Source organism: Bradyrhizobium sp. OK095, from assembly GCF_900109945.1.
GTDB lineage: Bacteria > Pseudomonadota > Alphaproteobacteria > Rhizobiales > Xanthobacteraceae > Bradyrhizobium.
The window spans coordinates 92,950-110,158 of the sequence record NZ_FOBX01000008.1; the positions used below are offsets into that span (position 1 = coordinate 92,950).

General features: G+C 65.8%; 16 protein-coding genes. 8 read left to right on the top strand and 8 right to left on the bottom strand.

What is annotated here, in order from left to right; genetic code table 11:
- Nucleotides 1–88 precede the first annotated feature (88 nt).
- Nucleotides 89–580, top strand: a complete 492-nt coding sequence (locus BMW89_RS21570; RefSeq protein WP_092029024.1) for an NUDIX domain-containing protein — start codon at nucleotides 89–91, stop codon at nucleotides 578–580.
- Nucleotides 581–586: 6 nt separating this feature from the next.
- Here BMW89_RS21570 and BMW89_RS21575 read toward each other — a convergent pair whose 3' ends face one another.
- Both BMW89_RS21575 and BMW89_RS21580 read right to left on the bottom strand, forming a co-directional pair.
- Nucleotides 587–964, bottom strand: coding sequence for a DUF2304 domain-containing protein (locus BMW89_RS21575; protein ID WP_092029025.1), 378 nt, complete (start codon nucleotides 962–964; stop codon nucleotides 587–589).
- 46 nt (nucleotides 965–1,010) lie between these two features.
- On the bottom strand, nucleotides 1,011–1,766 hold the full coding sequence (locus BMW89_RS21580; protein WP_244547660.1) for a glycosyltransferase family 2 protein: 756 nt from the start codon (nucleotides 1,764–1,766) through the stop codon (nucleotides 1,011–1,013).
- 114 nt (nucleotides 1,767–1,880) lie between these two features.
- Between BMW89_RS21580 and BMW89_RS21585 the strand changes: the two genes are divergently transcribed.
- The 7 genes from BMW89_RS21585 to BMW89_RS21615 all read left to right on the top strand — a co-directional run bounded on the left by BMW89_RS21585 (nucleotide 1,881) and on the right by BMW89_RS21615 (nucleotide 6,994).
- Nucleotides 1,881–3,014, top strand: a complete 1,134-nt coding sequence (locus BMW89_RS21585) for a hypothetical protein (RefSeq protein WP_244547647.1) — start codon at nucleotides 1,881–1,883, stop codon at nucleotides 3,012–3,014.
- A gap of 36 nt (nucleotides 3,015–3,050) precedes the next feature.
- Nucleotides 3,051–3,569, top strand: coding sequence for a GNAT family N-acetyltransferase (locus BMW89_RS21590; RefSeq protein WP_092029027.1), 519 nt, complete (start codon nucleotides 3,051–3,053; stop codon nucleotides 3,567–3,569).
- Between the two features lie 31 nt (nucleotides 3,570–3,600).
- The gene (locus BMW89_RS21595; protein ID WP_092029028.1) at nucleotides 3,601–4,083 is read left to right on the top strand and encodes a GNAT family N-acetyltransferase; all 483 of its coding nucleotides are present in this window, start codon (nucleotides 3,601–3,603) and stop codon (nucleotides 4,081–4,083) included.
- A gap of 230 nt (nucleotides 4,084–4,313) precedes the next feature.
- The gene (locus BMW89_RS21600; protein ID WP_092029029.1) at nucleotides 4,314–5,003 is read left to right on the top strand and encodes an alpha/beta fold hydrolase; all 690 of its coding nucleotides are present in this window, start codon (nucleotides 4,314–4,316) and stop codon (nucleotides 5,001–5,003) included.
- A 68-nt stretch (nucleotides 5,004–5,071) separates the two neighbouring features.
- On the top strand, nucleotides 5,072–5,977 hold the full coding sequence (locus tag BMW89_RS21605; RefSeq protein WP_092029030.1) for a LysR family transcriptional regulator: 906 nt from the start codon (nucleotides 5,072–5,074) through the stop codon (nucleotides 5,975–5,977).
- Between the two features lie 156 nt (nucleotides 5,978–6,133).
- Nucleotides 6,134–6,538, top strand: a complete 405-nt coding sequence (locus BMW89_RS21610) for a hypothetical protein (protein ID WP_092029031.1) — start codon at nucleotides 6,134–6,136, stop codon at nucleotides 6,536–6,538.
- A gap of 9 nt (nucleotides 6,539–6,547) precedes the next feature.
- Entirely contained in the window at nucleotides 6,548–6,994 is a 447-nt protein-coding gene (locus tag BMW89_RS21615) for a hypothetical protein (RefSeq protein WP_092029032.1), read from the top strand.
- A gap of 82 nt (nucleotides 6,995–7,076) precedes the next feature.
- On the opposite strand, the gene BMW89_RS21620 is transcribed toward BMW89_RS21615, so the two are convergent.
- The 6 genes from BMW89_RS21620 to BMW89_RS21645 form a co-directional block, all read right to left on the bottom strand.
- A complete protein-coding gene (locus BMW89_RS21620) occupies nucleotides 7,077–9,476 on the bottom strand; it encodes a TonB-dependent receptor (protein WP_092029033.1) in 2,400 nt (799 codons plus the stop codon).
- Nucleotides 9,477–9,625: 149 nt separating this feature from the next.
- On the bottom strand, nucleotides 9,626–9,997 hold the full coding sequence (locus BMW89_RS21625) for a DUF2946 domain-containing protein (RefSeq protein WP_092029034.1): 372 nt from the start codon (nucleotides 9,995–9,997) through the stop codon (nucleotides 9,626–9,628).
- A 145-nt stretch (nucleotides 9,998–10,142) separates the two neighbouring features.
- Nucleotides 10,143–12,206 carry a hypothetical protein gene (locus BMW89_RS21630; RefSeq protein ID WP_092029035.1) on the bottom strand — a complete coding sequence of 688 codons (2,064 nt, stop codon included), beginning with the start codon at nucleotides 12,204–12,206 and terminating at the stop codon, nucleotides 10,143–10,145.
- 7 nt (nucleotides 12,207–12,213) lie between these two features.
- Nucleotides 12,214–15,027, bottom strand: a complete 2,814-nt coding sequence (locus BMW89_RS21635) for a DUF4159 domain-containing protein (protein WP_092029036.1) — start codon at nucleotides 15,025–15,027, stop codon at nucleotides 12,214–12,216.
- Entirely contained in the window at nucleotides 15,024–15,968 is a 945-nt protein-coding gene (locus BMW89_RS21640; RefSeq protein WP_092029037.1) for a DUF58 domain-containing protein, read from the bottom strand. The genes BMW89_RS21635 and BMW89_RS21640 overlap by 4 nt, the downstream gene beginning before the upstream one ends.
- Nucleotides 15,968–16,966 carry an AAA family ATPase gene (locus BMW89_RS21645; RefSeq protein ID WP_092029038.1) on the bottom strand — a complete coding sequence of 333 codons (999 nt, stop codon included), beginning with the start codon at nucleotides 16,964–16,966 and terminating at the stop codon, nucleotides 15,968–15,970. The genes BMW89_RS21640 and BMW89_RS21645 overlap by 1 nt, the downstream gene beginning before the upstream one ends.
- Between the last annotated feature and the right edge of the window lie 243 nt (nucleotides 16,967–17,209).

The window sequence follows — 17,209 nt, forward strand, 5'->3', positions numbered from 1 at the left end:
CGCGATTGCCTCGCTATTGCTCCGCTGTAATGGCAAGGTCGCGCGGACTGCGCAAGCCAAGCCTGAAGAGAGGCCTCAAGGGAGCCTGATGGGGGATCGTCTGAGCCGCGTCCGACGAAAATTCGAACCGCTGCTGCGGCGGATCTTCCACGCCTGGTTCCTGCTGGTGCGCGGCATGACCCTCGGCGTCCGCGCCGTCGTGCTGGATGCCGAGAACAAGGTGTTCCTGGTCAGGCACAGCTACATCACCGGCTGGTATCTGCCCGGTGGCGGCGTCGATCTCGGCGAGACCATGGAGCAGGCGATGCGGCGCGAGCTCAAGGAGGAGGGGAACATCGACCTCACCGCAGACGCGGTGCTGCATGGCATCTTCCTCAACAGCCATGTCTCCCGCCGCGATCACGTCGCGGTCTACGTCGTCAGGCAGTTCAAACAGGATCGCCTGCCCGCACCCAATCACGAGATCGTCGAATGCGGCTTCTTCGCCGTCAGTTCGCTGCCCGAGGGCACCACGCACGGCACGCGGCTGCGCATCGCGGAAGTGCTTGATAGCAAGCCGCCGACCGCGAAATGGCGATAGCCGACTTCAACCGCTGGCCTGACTGCTTTCCTTCGCCTTCAGCTCCAGCGCCAGCAGGCTCTGCTCCTGAATCAGCGCACAGTTCTGCCGCTCCAGCCGGTGCAGCCGCGCCGTCATGTTGTGCATGAAGGCGAACACCACCAGGAACAGGGCGCCGAACATCACGACGAACGGAAACACGACGCCGGTCAGATGGCTGAGGAGATAGGCGAGCCTCGGAAACAGCGTGAAGCCCGCGGGGATGATCGCCACCATGGACAGCATCAGGAAATCGTAGAGATCGAATTTCCCCTGCAACGTCTTGCGCAGCAGCGTCAGCATGTAGATCAGCGCGAAGGCGGAGATGACGACGACCGTCTCCGGGCTCGGAAGGGCATTTGTCACGGCAGCCTCCTCGACATGTTCGACGCGATGATGAGATCGACCGGCGTCATCGCGATCTCACCAGACGCGCGAGCAGGATATAGCCGAGCACGCGGACCATGTAGCTCGCCGACTTCAGTCCGTCGATCGAGCTGACGCCGGTCTCCCGCGCCCGCATCTCGACCGGAACCTCGCTCACCGTGAGGCCGGCGCGCATCGCCCAGGCCAGCGAGATCGGCTCCGGAAAATCCGCCGGATACGCCTTGGCGAAGAAGGCGATGGCGGAGCGGTCCATCAGCCGCATGCCGCTGGTCGGATCGGTGATGCGGCCGCCGCTGAAAAGACCATTGAGCGCAAGCACGATCAGCCTGATGCCGGCGCGCCGCATCCGCGTCGAGCAGAAACCTTCATGCTCGATGAAGCGGCTTCCGATGGTGATGTTGGCAGGCTGCTTGCGATAGGCGCTCAGCAGCGTCTCGATGGCGCGCGGATCATGTTGTCCGTCGCCGTCGATCTGGATGCAGAAATCGAAATCCTGACGCGCCGCATATTTGATGCCGGTCTGCACCGCACCGCCGATGCCGAGATTCTGCGCCAGGCGGGCGACGGGCGAGCGGCAGCTTGCCACCGCGGAGGTCGCGTCCGACGAGCCGTCGTCCACGACCAGGGTGTGGTAGCCGCGGCCGATCGCCCCGATTTCGCAGAGCAGGCTGCCGATCGAGGCTTCCTCGTTGAAGCAGGGAATGATGAGCAGGACTCGCGGCGCAGCAGCGTGCAGTGCAGCGACACCGCTGCTGCACGTGTCGGTCGAACCCATGCCCATGTCGGCCACGTCCGCCTCACCTCCAAAATCCCCACCTTGCTATACTTGTCGGTGCTTTTCCTGTACAGGCGGCAGGCCATTTCCAAGCTACGCCGTCCTGTCCGGCACATATCCATGAGAGCTATTAAGGTCCTTTTTTCCATTGTGTTTCTGGCAATTCTGGCCAGCAATATTCGCCTCGTCTCGCACTGGAGCGAGAGCCGCGGCGTCTATGACGACATCTGCTATCTCAGGCAGGCGCACCTGTTCCAGCGCTTCGGATGGCACGGCCTCGACACCAGCCTTGCCCGTGAAACCGACGGCTATCTCGCGGGCAAGTTGCGCAGCATCGATTTTCCGAATTGGAACGAGCCAACCCGGGCGCCCTGCCACACCGAGATCGCCGACGGCAGCAAATGGGTGATGACGCCGCCGCCGGGCACCGGCTTCGTGCTGGCGCTGTTCCCTGAGGGTTTCCAGGTCGTTCCGCTCTATGTCGTGGCGAATCTGATCATCGCCGGCTTTGCCCTGTACGGGCTGTGGCGGTCGCGGGAGAAGGTGTCCGTGACGCTTGCAGCACTGTTCGGTGCGCTCTCGATCTACTTCATGATCAATCCGACCAAGGCCAGCTATTCGATGGCGCCGACCATGGTCGTCTGCGCGCTGGCGGGTCTGTTCACCGCAAGACTGTTCGTCGATGAAAGCCGGCGCCGCCTGCTGATGATCGCGGCCGTCGGCATTCTGCTCGGCCTGTCCGCGAGCTTCCGGATCGCGAACGTCGTTCTGTCGGCCGGCTATTTCCTGTTCTTCGGATTGTCGTTGCTGATCTGGCGCACCCGCGAATCCATTCTACAAGGCCTCGCGTTTGGTCTGGCGTGCCTTGTCGGCCTGTTACCGGTGTTCGCGGCGAACCTGGTCAACTCCGGCAATCCGCTGGTCTCGGCCTATGGCGGCCAGGATACCGCCGCGCGGAGCTTCGACCCGGCCGTGCTGCGCGCCTATCTCGGCGATACGCAGTTCCCGTTGATCGTGATTGCGTGTGCATGGACCGCGTTGTCGTGGCGCTTCGCAAATCATGCCGGCGCGAGGCAACTCACGCTGCTGGTCGCCGGCAATCTCGCGCTGAATCTGGCGTTCTTCGCCACGCACCCGGTCTTCACGCCGTATTACGTCATTCCGGTTCTGATGCTGTCGCTCTGGACGCTGCTGTTCGCGGCCGTTTTCACCCGCGGCCCGGCACAGGGGCTCGATTGGCCACCGGCCCGGTAGACCACGGCCGTTTGAGATGTTATCCCGCCGGGCAACATGACCGATCTCTCGCTCTCCATCCTCCCCGAAGCTGCCGGCGACGCCCAGGCGATCGAACGGCTGCATGAACGCACTTTTGGCCCCGGCCGCTTCGTGCTCAGCGCCTACCGGATCCGCGAGCATGTCGACCATCTGCTCGACGTCTCCTTCACCGCCCGCATCGGCACGCTGCTGGTCGGCTCGGTCAGGCAATTGCCGATCCTGGTCGGCGATACCAAGGCGCTGCTGCTCGGGCCGCTCACCGTTGAGCCGCCGTTCCGCGACCGCGGCATCGGCCGTCTCCTGATGGAGCGGGCGCTGAAGGACGCCAGGGAAAAAGGTCACCGCCTGATCCTGCTGGTCGGCGACGAGCCCTATTACAGCCGCGTCGGCTTCAGGCAGGTCCCCAAGGGCCGCGTCACCATGCCGGGCCCGGTCGATGCCGCCCGCGTCCTGGTGTTCGAGCTGGTCGACGGCGCCTTCGAGGGCGTGTCGGGCGCTGTCGGTCCGGACTGGAGCAAGGCGCGGGTGGGGTAGGGCTACGACGCTCTCTAACGGAGTCTCGACGATGCAGGTGCGTCCCGCTGATGCCGGTGAGATCGATTATCTCGCGCAACTGTGGCACGACGCCTGGCATGGGTCGCATGCGCATCTCGCGCCGCTTGAGCTGGTCCGTCTCCGCACGCTCGAGAACTTTCGCGACCGGCTTGCGGTCAAGCTTCCCGATGTCTGCGTCGTCGGCCCGGCCGGCGCGCCGCTTGGCCTATGCGCCCTCAAGGGCGACGAATTAAACCAGCTGTTCGTGTCGCCCCAGGCGCACGGGACGGGTGTAGCTGCTGCGCTGATTGCCGACGCCGAGGCTCGTCTCGCCGCGCGCGGTGTGGAGCTGGCGTGGCTCGCATGCGCGGTCGGCAACATGCGCGCCGCGCGGTTCTACGAGAAAAGCGGCTGGCGCAACGCCGGCACCTTCGTGATGATGTCGGAGACCTCGAACGGGCCTTTCCCCGTCGACCAATGGCGCTTCGAGAAGCAGCTGACGCGTACCAATTGAGCCTCGCATCCGGGCGACGACGTCCTTTTGTCCGTTCGCACGAAAATGCTTCGTGCGCTGCCTGCGCAGCCTTCACCAGCAAAGCTCAAACGGTATTGTCTCGCAGGCAACACATGTTGCTGCACTGACAGGGATGACGACGACGCGCTAAAGCCCGACGATGTGCGCGGCCGTGTGGCTTCGCGAGGGACGCTGAGCCCGGCTCATCCCAATGGAAGAGGAAACGTATCATGGCAATCGGAACCGTCGTGCTCGTGCACGGAGCTTTTGCGGATGGCTCTTGCTGGGCCAAGGTCATCCCTCTTCTGACGAAGCGGGGCTTGAAGGCTCTCGCAGTTCAGAATCCTCTCAGCTCTCTCGCCGATGACGTTGTGGCCGCCCACCGGGTTATCGACATGCAGGAAGGCCCGGTTCTTCTGGTCGGACACTCCTGGGGCGGGGCCGTCATCACCGAGGCCGGCAATCATCCCAAGGTCAAAGGTCTCGTCTATGTCGCCGCGGGCGCGCCGGACAGCGGCCAGTCCTTCGACGCCTGGTGGAAGCCCTACAAGCCGGCGCCGGGTCTGACCGAGATCAAGCCTTACGGCGAAGGCTATGTGGCCCTGACGCAGGAAGGCGTCCGCAAGCACTTCGTGCAGGACATTCCGACCGACGAAGCCGACATCGTCTACGCAACGCAAGGCCCGCTGGCGGTCAGGTGCTTCGGCGACAAGATCTCGACGGCGGCCTGGCGCTCGAAGAAGTCGTGGTACATCGTTGCAGCCCGCGATGAGACCATTCCGCCTGATGTCGAGCGCGACTCGGCCAGTCGGATGGGCGCGGAGACGCTCGTGCTTCAGAGCTCGCACGTGCCGATGCTGTCCCAGCCCGAGGCCGTGGCCGAATTCATCGCAAACGCGGCTGCGTCCATTGGCGGGTAATGGTGGCGTCGCAGTCGTTGCGTTGAGGCCGTCTTGCCTCGGCCGGGGCGCTTGTCCATGATCCGTCCATGCAACTCGTCGCACTGAAATATTTCGTTGCCGTGGCGGATCACGGCAGCTTCAACGCCGCTGCGGAGCGGCTGGGCGTCACGCCGTCGACCCTGACGCGAAGCGTCAACACGCTGGAGGACGATCTCGGGCTGACGCTGTTCGAACGCAGCCGGCGCGGCGTCATGCTGACGCCGGGGGCCGCATCGGTCCTCGCCGAGACCAGGCGCATGCTCGCAAGCCTGGAGGCGGTGACGCAGGCTGCCGAGGGAGCCGCGCGTGGAACGACCGGCGAGCTCAGGCTGGGCGTGCGTTCTCCGCCGCTCGGCGAGCCGCTGCGCAGCATGCTGGCGCGCTGGCGGGCGGATCATCCGGGCGTGCGGCTCATCATCCACGAGCTGTCCGATCACGACATCTATGCCGAGCTCAACGCGCGCCGGATCGACGTGGCGCTGGTGCCGAGTTTCGCGCCATGGCCGCGGATCGTGATGGAGCCGCTCTATCGCGAGCGGATGGTGGCGGCCGTGCCGCAGGATCATGCGCTCGCGGGCCGTGACATCCTGCGATGGTCCGATCTGCGCAGCGAGACGATCTACGTGCAGGAATGGCCGCAGAGCCACGCCATGCGCGAGTTCTACGCCTCGATGATCGGGATCGGTGTGCCGTTCCAGGCCCAGCCATCGGGCAAGCAGACGGTCTTCAGCCTCGTCGCCGCAGGCTTTGGCGTCACGCTGGCGCAGCAGAGCCAGGCGGAAGTCAGCTTTCCCGGCGTGGCCTTCAAGATCGTTGACGAGGCGAATGCGCAGGTCGAATTCAGCCTGGCGTGGCCACGTGAGGCCGCGGGCGCGCTGATCGGACGCTTTCTCATCTCGATGCGAGCAGGCGCCCTGGATGCCGGGTTGGCGGCAGAGGGGCAGGGCCGATAAGCTCGTAGCCAGGATGGAGCGTAGCGCAATCCGGGAAACCTGCCTCGCCATCCTCTCGTGCAGGATCGCTTGCAAATAATATCTCCGGTAGCTGTTCCTGCGACAGATTCTGTGTCAGCGTGTGGCCCATAGTCTTGCAACTTGGGATTATAGCCCATGCTCCGTCGTGCATTTCTGGCAGCGGCAGCGCTGCTGTTGACGGGACGCTTGTCGAGCGCCCAGCAACGTCCCACCGGTGAACAGACCGTCCCACGGGTTCTCAACGTCCAGGGGTTGATCTCGCGAACGCTGAGCATCGCCACAACAGTCGAAGAGGGCGCTGAGCAGATGCTCAGGGGGGCGGTTGCGGAAGCGTTCGGAAAAATCGAGGTGCCGAACGTCGCATTGAAGGACCTCCCGATGTCGCGTTTCCCGGACCTGTTTACCGGGCAGGGAAATCTGTCGGTCCTTTTGTTGACGGTTCTACAGACTGCAAAGACGAAGGGCGGCCAGATCATCGTGACACGGCAGGTGGTCGAGGAATCCCTGAAGGAGCATTGTCCCCTTTACCCATTCTGTTGAGCGGCGTTCATGGACCCGACTGTCCTGGAAGCAACTAAGCTGGCGGTCGGCCTGGCGAAGGACCTCAGCGTACAACTGCTGACGCTCTCATCCGCGTTGATCGGCCTCACCGTCGTCCTCATCAAGGATGTGAAGAAATCGCACAACGGTGCCGAGCTGATTCTGGCCGTATTGGTGCTGTTCACATACATCGTTTCGATCGTCTTCGGGATTTACGCGATCATGAAGCTGATCGGATCGCTGGCGCCCGTCAGCGGACCGGTAGTGCTTGGCGTCGACGCGGCAAGGCCGGCAGCCGGTTGGCAGATTATCGCGTTTGTTGTGGCGACAGGCCTGTTCTCGGTCTATGGCGTCGTGGCCCTGGTATCTTTCTGGTGGAAAGGCGGTCTGACTACGCCGTCTGCGACCGCACCTCCTCCGGCGCCTCCTGATCCGCCGATCAAGACGGGCTCTTGAATTTTGGCGATGCAGCGCCGCTCGGAGCCAGGTCTGACAGCAAGCGCCGTGTCGGGGCCCATAGGCCCCGACCGGAGCAAGCCTAGAACTTGAAGTTCGCGAACGCCCGCACGCCAATACCCGGCATCAACACCTCGTCCTTGGTGTAGGACACCGAGTTGCGGATGTTTTCGTTGAGGAGATTGTTGCCGACGATGCCGGCCGTCATCTCACGCGCACCGAACAGACGCGGATCGAGCTTGGTATTGTAGCTCACCTCGGCCTTCAACAGATTGTAGCCCGCCGTCGGCGTCTCCGCGATCACCGCGACATTGTTCTGGGCGAAGGCGTGCAACAAATTGACCCGCATCAGCCAGTTGTCGTCGCGCCAGAATACGCCGCCGCCCAATCTGACAGGTGGAATGCGCGGCACGTTGGTGCCGTCGGTGAAGGTGGCGCGGACCACGTCGAGCTGGTTCTCGATGCCCCAGATGCCGCCCTGGAACGCGCCGACATCGAGCTGCGACTGGAATTCGCCGCCGCGGAAGTTGGCATTGCGTTGCGAGTAGACCGCCTGGTTCAACTCGGCGCCCGGCGTGCCGCACGACGCAAAGTCGCCATCGCACATCACGCCGGTGAGGCGGCGATAGATGAAATTATCGAAATGCGTGTAATAGACGGTCGCCTCGAAACGAAATGGCCCCGTCGCCTTGCGGACGCCGAGCTCGACCGATTTCGCGGTCTCGATGGTGAGGTTGGGATTGCCGATGTCGAAGGTCGCCGTTGCGTCATGGCCGCCGCGGGAAAACAGCTCGGCCGCCTTCGGTGCGCGCTCGACATATTGCGCGGTGAGGCTGCCGACCATGCCGGCCGGCAAATCCTGCAAGAGGCCGATGCTGCCGCTCTTCGGCGTGAACGACGGATTGCGCGCAATGCCAGCCTGCGGCGTGCCGTCAGGCAGAAAGTCCGTCGGGAAGTCCGGCGTGGTGCCGTGCAGCTCGACATGCTCGATGCGGCCGGCGATCTGCGCCCGCGTCTGGTCGGTGAACTTGAACTCGTTGAACGCATAACCGGCGACGCGGGTGTTGTTGTTCGGATCCCATAAGCCGTTGAACAGCGTGCCGGGATTGTCGGGGCTTGGCGCGCTCAGCTCCTGATGGCCGACCTGGAAACCGAGCGCCGTCGTCACCTCGGCGAAGCGCGCGTTGAACGGCATCAACTGCACCTCGGTGCGGATCTCCTGCTCCTTGTTGGTGAACGTCTGCCGGACGCCGTCGCTGGTGGGGTCGGCGGGATCGGCAAGGCCGATCTCGTTGTGCCGATAGTCGGTCGCGCCGGCCCAGAAGCGGACGGTGTCGATCGCGGCGGCGTCGGGATGGTACTCGCCCTTGACGTTGATCTTGGTCTGGTGGCCGTCGATGCGCGTGTTGTGGTCGGCGCCGTCGATGCCGGGGATGTGGTAGAGCGCATCGTTCTCTGTGATCGACGCGCCGATATAGCCGCCCTGGAAGAAGTAGGAGCCGCCGATCGAGGCGCCGTCCGAGCGCGTCGCCGAGTTCGGCTGGCGGCCGTTGGCTACGGTGCGCGACTGGTCCGCAAGATACGGATAGCTCGGGATGCCGTAATCAGTGGTGTTGCGGCCATAGACGTCGGCATGGAACGCAAAATTGCCGCCGCCGGTGTCGAGCAGCACGCCGCTTTCGACGCCGCGATCGACCGAGCTGAACGCGGAGCGGGTCTCGGCGGTGACGCAAGGCGATGTCGCGGCCGCCGCGAGCGGCGCCTTGGTCGGCATGCCATAGGTCTGGAATGACGGCGCGCAGGACGGCAGCGCATCCGGAATCCGGTTGTTGGTGGCGCTGACGACGCCGCCGATCGAGGTCGAGCCGTAGCGCAAAGCCGCCGGCCCGCGCACCACTTCGACCTGGTTGGTCGCGAGTGGATCGATCGGAACGAAATGATCCTCGCCGAGATCGGACGCGCCGCCTGCATTGGTGCCGTTCTCGACGATGCCGACGCGGTTGACGTCGAGCCCGCGGATGATCGGCCGGCTGGAAGCGCCGGGCGCAAAGCTCGAGCCGGTAATGCCGGGCTTGGAGAACAGGAGATCGCCGAGCTGACCGCCGCCCTCGCGGCGGATCTCCTCGTTCGGCACCACCGTGACGGTGGCGAACTGGTTGGTGACGACAGGCAGCACGCCCCGCTGGGGCGCGGCTGTGGCGGCAGCCGCTGCCGGCGCTGCTTCCGCCGTGGCTTGCTGGCTGCGCACGCGTGCGGTTCGCGTGGTGCGGACCTGGCTACGGGTCGGCACTATTGCTCTGCGCACGATCGGGCTCGGCGCCGTCACGGTGACGGACGGGATCTCGCTCGAGGATTTGTCCTGCGCTGGAGCTTGCGCAGGCTCTTGTGCAGCCGTTTGGGCCAGCGCGGATGTGGCGGAGGCGCCGAGCAGCAGCAGGCTTGCTCCGGCGAGACGCTGCACGCGTCGCATTTCAAATGACATGGTCCTGATTCCAATCAGGCGCCGTCCGAAAGATTTCTTTGGTGATCGGAGGCGGCCTGCCGTCGCAGCGCGACGGAATTCGACTTCAACTGCTCCCGGGCACTCGTCGGCATGCGGCGAGCCCGGGCGTGATCAAGCGAGGTTGGAAGTCAGGACGCGGGAGGGGCGCGCGGCTGGAACGCCCAGCCTGCCGATTTCAGATGGATGAACTCGGCATCGGTGGTGAGGTAGAGCAGCTCGATCGCCTGCGGCAGCAGCAGCAATGGCGGCGCCGCTGATACGACGGTGCCGGCCATCGCGACCACCGCGCAGATCGCGCAATTGTCGTCGCCCGGCTGCTCGCGGTCGGGACCCCCTGGCGATTGCTTCTCGACCGAAGCCGACTGCTGGATTGAGGCTTGGGCGAGAGACGTCGCCTGCGCGAACCAGTGGCTGTGGCCAAACGTCAGCGCCAACTGCACCAGCATCGCGAACATCGCGAGCCGGGCGCCGTGCCTGATATTCGACCGGAACCACTTCATCTGGAAAACGCCACCCCGCATCGCGCGGGCCGATCCCCTCGGCCTCTCGCGATGTTATAATGTAACATCGCGCGATCGGTCTGCGGATGTCAACGGCATCCAGACAACATCGCGCGGGTGGCCGCGCGATGTGTCGTTCGGGCAACTAGCGCCCTTCGCGCATCCAGGTCGCCGCAAACGCGCCGAGCAGCAGCAACAGCCCGATCAGGCCGGCGAAGATCGGCAGCACGCCGACGCCCTTCACGACGCTGGCGTCGCGCATCCGCACGCCCATCCAGCCGTCGCCGGCGAAGGTGCTTGCCGAGCGCACCGGCACGATGCGCGGCAGCTCGACGTTTGTGCCGTCGACCACGCGCACGGCGTTGCCGCCGGTCGCCTGCGTCAGCGGCTTCAATGTGTCGGTGGCGGAGGTGACTTCCGAAAACTCCTTCGGATTGGTCGGGCCTACATTGATCAGCGCTTTCAGCGTGCCGTCGGTGGCAGCCCACAGGCCGAGTTCGCTGGCCGGCAGGCTGGCGCGCCACTCGCCGGGATCGCCTGCGCTCAGCGTCAGATCGTGCGACACGCCCGACGGCGAGGTCACGCTCACCGGCTGCACGCTGTCCGCCATGGTCTGGCGCACCACCACGAGATCCTTGCCCTGCAACTGAAGGCGCAGCGCTTCTTCGTCCAGATCAGGCTGCTTCATCAGCCAGTGCGACATCCGCCTGAGCAAATCGAGGTGCGGGCCGCCGCCTTCATAGCCGCGCGCCCACAGCCAGATGTGGTCGGACAGCAAAAGCGCGACGCGCCCTTCGCCGAAGCGAGAGAGAAACAGCAGCGGCTTGCCGTCGAGGCCTGTCATCACAGGCGGGTTGACGGAATTGCGGGTGTCGACGGTGCGGAAGAAACGGCTCCAGTGCGGCGGCTCGAATGCCGAGCCTTCCAGCCCGCGCGTGACGGGGTGACGTTTGCCGACGTCGGACAGATGCGCATAGAACGGTTTTTCGCTCACGCCGACGGGTTCGGCCGGCAGCACCGAATCCAGCGGCGTGCGCCAGATGCTGGTGTTGGAGGCGTAGTCGGGACCGGCCGAGACCAGTACCGCGCCGCCGGAGCGCACATAGCGCGCGATGTTGTCGAAATAGGCGATCGGCAGCACGCCCTGGCGGGCATAGCGGTCGAAGATGATCAGCTGGAATTCGTTGATCTTCTGCTGGAACAGCTCGCGGGTCGGAAACGCGATCAGCGACAATTCGTTGATCGGCGTGCCGTCCTGCTTCTCCGGCGGACGCAGAATGGTGAAGTGCACGAGATCGACGCTGGCGTCGGACTTGAGCAAATTGCGCCAGGTGCGCTCGCCCGAATGCGGCTCGCCCGAGACCAGCAGCACGCGCAGCTTGTCGCGTACGCCGTCGATGGCGACGACGGCGCGGTTGTTGACCGGCGTCAGTTCCCGCTCGAGCGGGGAGGCCTCGATCTCGACGATGTTCGGGCCGGCATGCTTGATGTCGACGTCGACGCTGGCGGTCTGGCCGCTCGATAGCGTGCGCTCGTTGATCGGCTCGCCGTCGCGGCGGACCGTGACCTTGGCGCGCTCACCGGTGACGCCCTGGTCGTCGAGGCGGAAGGTGATGGTCTGGCTCTGCCCGACGATGCCGAAGCGCGGCGCCGCCGTGATCGCGATGCGGCGGTCGCGCTCGTCCTTCTGCCCGGTGATCAGCGCATGCACCGGCGCCTGGAAGCCGAGCCCGGCGGCGTTGGCGGGAATGTCGTGGACGCGGCCGTCGGTGATCAGGAACGCGCCGGCGACGCGGTCGACCGGCACGTCCGCCAAGGCCGAGGCGAGCGCGCCGAACAATTTGGTGCCGTCGGTCTCGCCGTCGGCCTGTGCGGCGTCGACGACGCGGACCTCGAGCCCCTTGATCTTCTTCAGGCCGTCGACCAGCGCTTCCTGCGCCTGCGCGGCCTCGCGGTTACGGTTGCCGAAATTCTGGCTCGGGCTCTTGTCGACGACGATGGCTGCGACCGAGGTGAGGGGATCGCGGTCCTCGCGGGTGAAGGAGGGATTGGCGAGCGCCAGCAGGAACAGCACCAGCGCCGCCACGCGCACCGCCGCTCCGCGCGCACGCGCCAGCAGCAGCACGATCGCGATGACGACGATCGCGGCGAGCGCGATCCACAGCACGATCGCGGGAACAAGCGGCGTGAACGCGATGCCGTAATTCATGTTGATCCTATTGCCCGAGCCGTTCGATCAAGGCCGGTGCGTGCACCTGGTCGGCCTTGTAGTTGCCGGTCAGCGTGTACATGACGATGTTGGCGCCGGCACGGTAGGCGAATTCGCGCTGGCGGGTGTCGCCGCTGGTCACCGGCAGCATGTACTGGCCGTCGGGGCGCACGGCCCAGGCGCCGGCAAGATCGTTCGAGGTGATGATGATCGGCGACACGCCGTCGCCGCCGCGCGCCGGCCGCTGCGCGCCGTCCTCGTCGTCCTCGCGCGGCAGGCTCTCGACCCAGGTCTGGCCGGTGTTGAAGCGGCCGGGGAAGTCGCGCAGCAGATAGAAGGTCTTGGTCAGCACGTGCTCGCGCGGCACCGGCTCGAGCTCGGGCACGTCGAGCGAGGACAGGATCTCGCGCAAGGTCCGCATGGCCGGCGTCTGCGATGCGCCGTTGTCGCCGGGCGGCGCTTCGACCGCGTCGCGGGTGTCGAACAGCACCGTGCCGCCCTGCTTCATATAGGCGGCGATCTTGTCGATGGTGTCCTTTGGCGGCTTGGGCGCGCCGGGCACGATCGGCCAGTAGATCAGCGGGAAGAAGGCGAGCTCGTCGCGCGCGGGATCGATGCCGACGGGATCGCCGGCCTCGAGCGCGGTGCGCTGCGCCAGGAACAGCGTCAGTCCGGTCAGGCCGGCCTTGACGATGGAATCGACGTCGGCATTGCCGGTGACGACATAGGCGAGGCGGGTCTGCGACACCGCCTTCATTGCGAACTCGTCGGACGCGCTGTCCGCGTAGGACGGCGTGGGCGAGAGCGACACGAGGCCTGCGAGCGCGAGCCCGAAGACAATCATTGCGGTCGCGGCGCGGCGGCGCAGCAGCGCGGCGAGGCCGCCGCCGAGCACCGCGACGATGATCGCGTCGACCAGGAACAGCGCCAGCGCGGTCGACAGCAGCCAGCCGCGCAGATCGCGGGGCTCGGCATTGGTGTAGGTGGCGTGCCGGGCGCGCAGGCTCGATGTATTCAGGGCTGCGATGCGGTCGGCGCTAGCAAGCGTGTTCACGGCGAGCGGTCCTTCTGCCGGACCATAGAAGCCGGGCGGGTGATCAGGCGTGGCGCGGTCGCGGTAATCCGCGGGCAGCGGCTTGGCGGTCGCCGGCGGCGGGCCGAACGCGCCAAAGCCGTCGAGGATGTGCAGCGGCGCCACCGTTTCAGTGGTCGCCTCGCTGGCGACGCCAGCGCCGGGCTTGGCGGTGTAGCCGGACATGTCGACCACCCGCCGCAGCATTTCGACGAAGATGCCGGACATCGGCAAATCCGACCAGCGCATATCGGCGCTGACATGGAACAGGCTGACGACACCCTTGCCGCGATGTTCACCGGTCACCAGCGGCGTACCGTCTTCCAGCGAAGCCCAGCTCTTGGTGGCGAGCACCGCGTCGGGCTCGGCGAGAACCTGACGGTTCACGGTGACGTCCTTGGGGACCACGATTCCGGCAAACGGACCGTCGGCGGCGAAAGAGGCGAGGTGCTGCGGCTTCTCCCAGGTCAGGCTGCCGCCGAGCGTGCGGCCGCCCTTGCGCAGCTTGACCGGCACCAGATCGTCGTCGGCCTGCGCCAGGCGGGGCCCTGCGAACCGCACCAGCACGCCGCCCTGATCGACCCAGGCATTGAGGCGCTCGCGGATTTCAGGCGCGATGGTGCCGACATCGGCGAGGATGATCATCGGCAGCTTCTGGTCGAGAAATTGCGTGATGCCCTGCTGCGGCGAGCCCTTGTCGGCGAGACGCACGTCGGCGAACGGCGCCAGCGCGCGGGTGAGATAGAAGGTCGGCGCCAGCAGCGGCTGCGCGGTCTCGCTGGTCGCGCCCGAGACGATGCCGATGGCGCGGCGGCGCCAGCGCTTGTCGAGCAGCTGCACAGCGCCGGCGGAGCGCTCGCCCGATATTTCGAGCCGCGAGATGTCGTTGCGCAGCTCGACCGGCAGGTCGAACGCTGCGTCGGTTTCCTTGTCCTGCGGGCCGAACGAGAAGCGCGCCTCGCCGATCGGCGAGGCCTTCTGGTCGAGCGCGCGCACGGTGCCGATGGCGATGCCGCTGTCGGTGCGCAGCACCTTCACCGTCATCTTGGCGGAGGCGTTCTCGGCCGCGACCAGCGCCAGCGGCGAGGAGGTGCCGCCTTCGAAGATGGTCAGGCTGCGATCCCCCAAGGTCTTGCCGAGGGCCTGCACGAACTCCTCGCCGCGGCCAGTATCGACACCATCAGACAGCCAAGCGATCTCGCAGTCGCCATTGGCCTTGAGGAAGCGATCGACGGTGGCGAGGGTGTCGACGCGATCGATCGAATAGGGTTTTGGCGTGATCTGCCGCAGCGCGACGCGCGCCGCGCCCGCCGGCATCAACGTGATGTCGCGGTTCGGCTCGGACAGCGGCACCAGCGCAATGGCGCGGCGGTCGTTGTCGGCATTGGCGATCAACTCGTCAGCGGCCCTGATCCTGACGTCCCAGTTCGATGCGGCGCTCCAGCCGTCGTCGAGCATGATCATCAGCGGCGCCTTGCTGCCGGCGGCACCGACCTGCGGATTCCAGATCGGGCCGGCGGCGGCGAAAATGACGAGGGCCGCAGCCAGGAGCCGTAGCGCGGTCAGCCACCACGGCGTCCGCGATGGGGTCTCTTCGCGTGGCGCGATGTCGAACAGCAGGCGCGTCGGCGGAAACTCGATGCGGCGCGGCCGCGGCGGCATCACGCGCAGCAGCCACCACAGCACCGGCAGGCTGATGAGGCCGATCAGGAGCAGCGGTTCGGTGAAGGCGAGTGGCAATCCCATCATGCGGCCGGCCCCGCCTTGATGGTCGTGGTGCGCGAGCCCGACTTGCTCACCTGCATGCCGGCGTGCAGGAACAGCAGCATCTCGGCGGCGGAGCGATCGGTCGCATGCGTCGTGAACAGCCAGTCGAGCTTTGAGGTCTCGGCGCGGATCTGGTCGCGGTGCAGTGCCAGCCGCGCGGTGTAATCCTGCGCCCAGCTCTCGGCGCGGCCGGCGGTGATCACGCCAAAACCTTCCGGCTCGACGAACTCGACGCGGCCGGAATAGGGGAAAGATTCTTCGGCGGGATCGACCACCTGCACCATCGTGCCATGCGCGCCGGAGCCGGAGAGGCCTGCGAGTGTGGTTTTGATCTCCGTGATCGGCGACCAGAAATCCGACAGCACGATGATCTCGGCAAGCGCGGACGGAACGAAGGACGGCGGCAGGCTGAGCCGTTCGGCATCGTCATGCAGCATCGCCTGCGCCATCTTGTCGATGACGCTGCGGCTCGCGGTCGGCGCCATCAGACCGGGAATGCCGACGCGCTCGCCGCCCGAGACCAGCAGCTCGGCCAGCGCAAAGGCGACGATCAGCGTGCGCTCCAATTTGGATTCGCGCGCGGTCTTCGAGGCGAACGCCATCGAGGGCGAGCGGTCGGGCCAGATCCAGACCGTGTGCGAGGCTTCCCATTCAAGCTCGCGGACATAGAGATGGTCGTCGCGCGCCGAGCGGCGCCAGTCGACGTTCTGCGCCGGCTCGCCCGAGACGAAGCGGCGATATTGCCAGAAATTTTCGCCGGAGCCGGCGCGGCGCCTTCCATGCAAACCGTGGATGACGTTGGCGGCGATGCGGCGGGCCTCGAGCACCAGGCGCGGCAGCGAAGCGGCGAGCGTACGGCTTTCGCCATCGGCACGTCGGATCGCGATGATCTCCTTCGCTGTGTGCCCGGTCTCTGCTGCCATCAACCGATCCGTGTTTTGAGCTGCTTGATCACGTCCGGAATGGTGCGGCCTTCGGCGCGCGCCTGGAACGTCAGCGCCATGCGGTGCTTCAAGATCGGCTCGGCGAGGTCGAGCACGTCGTCGATCGAGGGCGCGAGGCGTCCGTCGATCAGCGCGCGGGCGCGCACGGCGAGCATCAAGGATTGGCTGGCGCGCGGGCCGGGGCCCCAGGCGATGAACTTGCCGGTCTCGCCGCTGTCGGGACCCGGACGGGCCGAGCGCACCAGCGACAGGATCGCCTCAACCACGGAATCGCCGACCGGTAGGCGGCGGACCAGCCGCTGCGCGGTGATCAACGCATCCGCGGTCATCGCGCCCCGCGCCAGCGTCTCGTCGGCACCGGTGGTCTCGAACAGGATGCGGCGCTCGGCGTCGCGATCGGGATAATCGACGTCGATCTCCATCAGGAAGCGATCGAGCTGGGCTTCGGGCAGCGGATAGGTGCCTTCCTGCTCCAGCGGATTTTGCGTGGCGAGCACGTGGAACGGCTTTGGCAGATCGTGACGCGCGCCGGCCACCGTGATGTGCTGCTCCTGCATCGCTTGCAGCAGTGCCGACTGCGTGCGCGGGCTGGCGCGGTTGATCTCGTCGGCCATCAGCAGCTGCGCAAACACCGGGCCCGAGATGAAGCGGAAGGCGCGCTTGCCCGCGGTGCTCTCGTCGAGCACTTCGGCGCCGAGAATGTCCGACGGCATCAAATCGGGCGTGAACTGGATGCGCTTGGCATCGAGACCGAGCGTCACGCCGAGCGTCTCGACCAGCTTGGTCTTGGCCAGACCCGGCACGCCGATCAGCAGCGCGTGTCCGCCGGAGAGGATGGTGACGAGCGTGTTCTCGATCACGCGGTCCTGGCCGAAGATGACGGAGGCGATCGCCTCTTTCGCCGCGCGAATTTGGGCTGACACCTGCTCGGCCGAACGGACGATGCCGTCCTCGAGTTTCTCGACACTCTCCGCCATCCGTCAGCTCCTTAAGAGTCCGCCACGCGGCTCGCTTGCGTCGTCAGATCATCACAAGTCAATCACATGGGTCCCATGCTAGACTTGCAGGAAGGCCATGTATTCGTTGAATTAACCTATCCCCACCTTATCGGCTAAAGGGTATGTAGGGCATCACGAAGTGGCGAACTCCACACCGGACTAATCCGGGGGTGGAACCGCACACCGATTTACAACGTCAACGTACAAATCAGACTTGCACCA

Coding starts and splice junctions, on each gene's coding strand:
- BMW89_RS21640 (WP_092029037.1), bottom strand. CDS start 15,968: ATGGCAGCAGAGACCGGGCACACAGCGAAGGAGATCATCGCGATCCGA.
- BMW89_RS21615 (WP_092029032.1), top strand. CDS start 6,548: ATGGACCCGACTGTCCTGGAAGCAACTAAGCTGGCGGTCGGCCTGGCG.
- BMW89_RS21630 (WP_092029035.1), bottom strand. CDS start 12,206: ATGAATTACGGCATCGCGTTCACGCCGCTTGTTCCCGCGATCGTGCTG.
- BMW89_RS21645 (WP_092029038.1), bottom strand. CDS start 16,966: ATGGCGGAGAGTGTCGAGAAACTCGAGGACGGCATCGTCCGTTCGGCC.
- BMW89_RS21595 (WP_092029028.1), top strand. CDS start 3,601: ATGCAGGTGCGTCCCGCTGATGCCGGTGAGATCGATTATCTCGCGCAA.
- BMW89_RS21620 (WP_092029033.1), bottom strand. CDS start 9,476: ATGTCATTTGAAATGCGACGCGTGCAGCGTCTCGCCGGAGCAAGCCTG.
- BMW89_RS21600 (WP_092029029.1), top strand. CDS start 4,314: ATGGCAATCGGAACCGTCGTGCTCGTGCACGGAGCTTTTGCGGATGGC.
- BMW89_RS21635 (WP_092029036.1), bottom strand. CDS start 15,027: ATGATGGGATTGCCACTCGCCTTCACCGAACCGCTGCTCCTGATCGGC.
- BMW89_RS21580 (WP_244547660.1), bottom strand. CDS start 1,766: ATGGGCATGGGTTCGACCGACACGTGCAGCAGCGGTGTCGCTGCACTG.
- BMW89_RS21590 (WP_092029027.1), top strand. CDS start 3,051: ATGACCGATCTCTCGCTCTCCATCCTCCCCGAAGCTGCCGGCGACGCC.
- BMW89_RS21605 (WP_092029030.1), top strand. CDS start 5,072: ATGCAACTCGTCGCACTGAAATATTTCGTTGCCGTGGCGGATCACGGC.
- BMW89_RS21585 (WP_244547647.1), top strand. CDS start 1,881: ATGAGAGCTATTAAGGTCCTTTTTTCCATTGTGTTTCTGGCAATTCTG.
- BMW89_RS21625 (WP_092029034.1), bottom strand. CDS start 9,997: ATGAAGTGGTTCCGGTCGAATATCAGGCACGGCGCCCGGCTCGCGATG.
- BMW89_RS21570 (WP_092029024.1), top strand. CDS start 89: ATGGGGGATCGTCTGAGCCGCGTCCGACGAAAATTCGAACCGCTGCTG.
- BMW89_RS21610 (WP_092029031.1), top strand. CDS start 6,134: ATGCTCCGTCGTGCATTTCTGGCAGCGGCAGCGCTGCTGTTGACGGGA.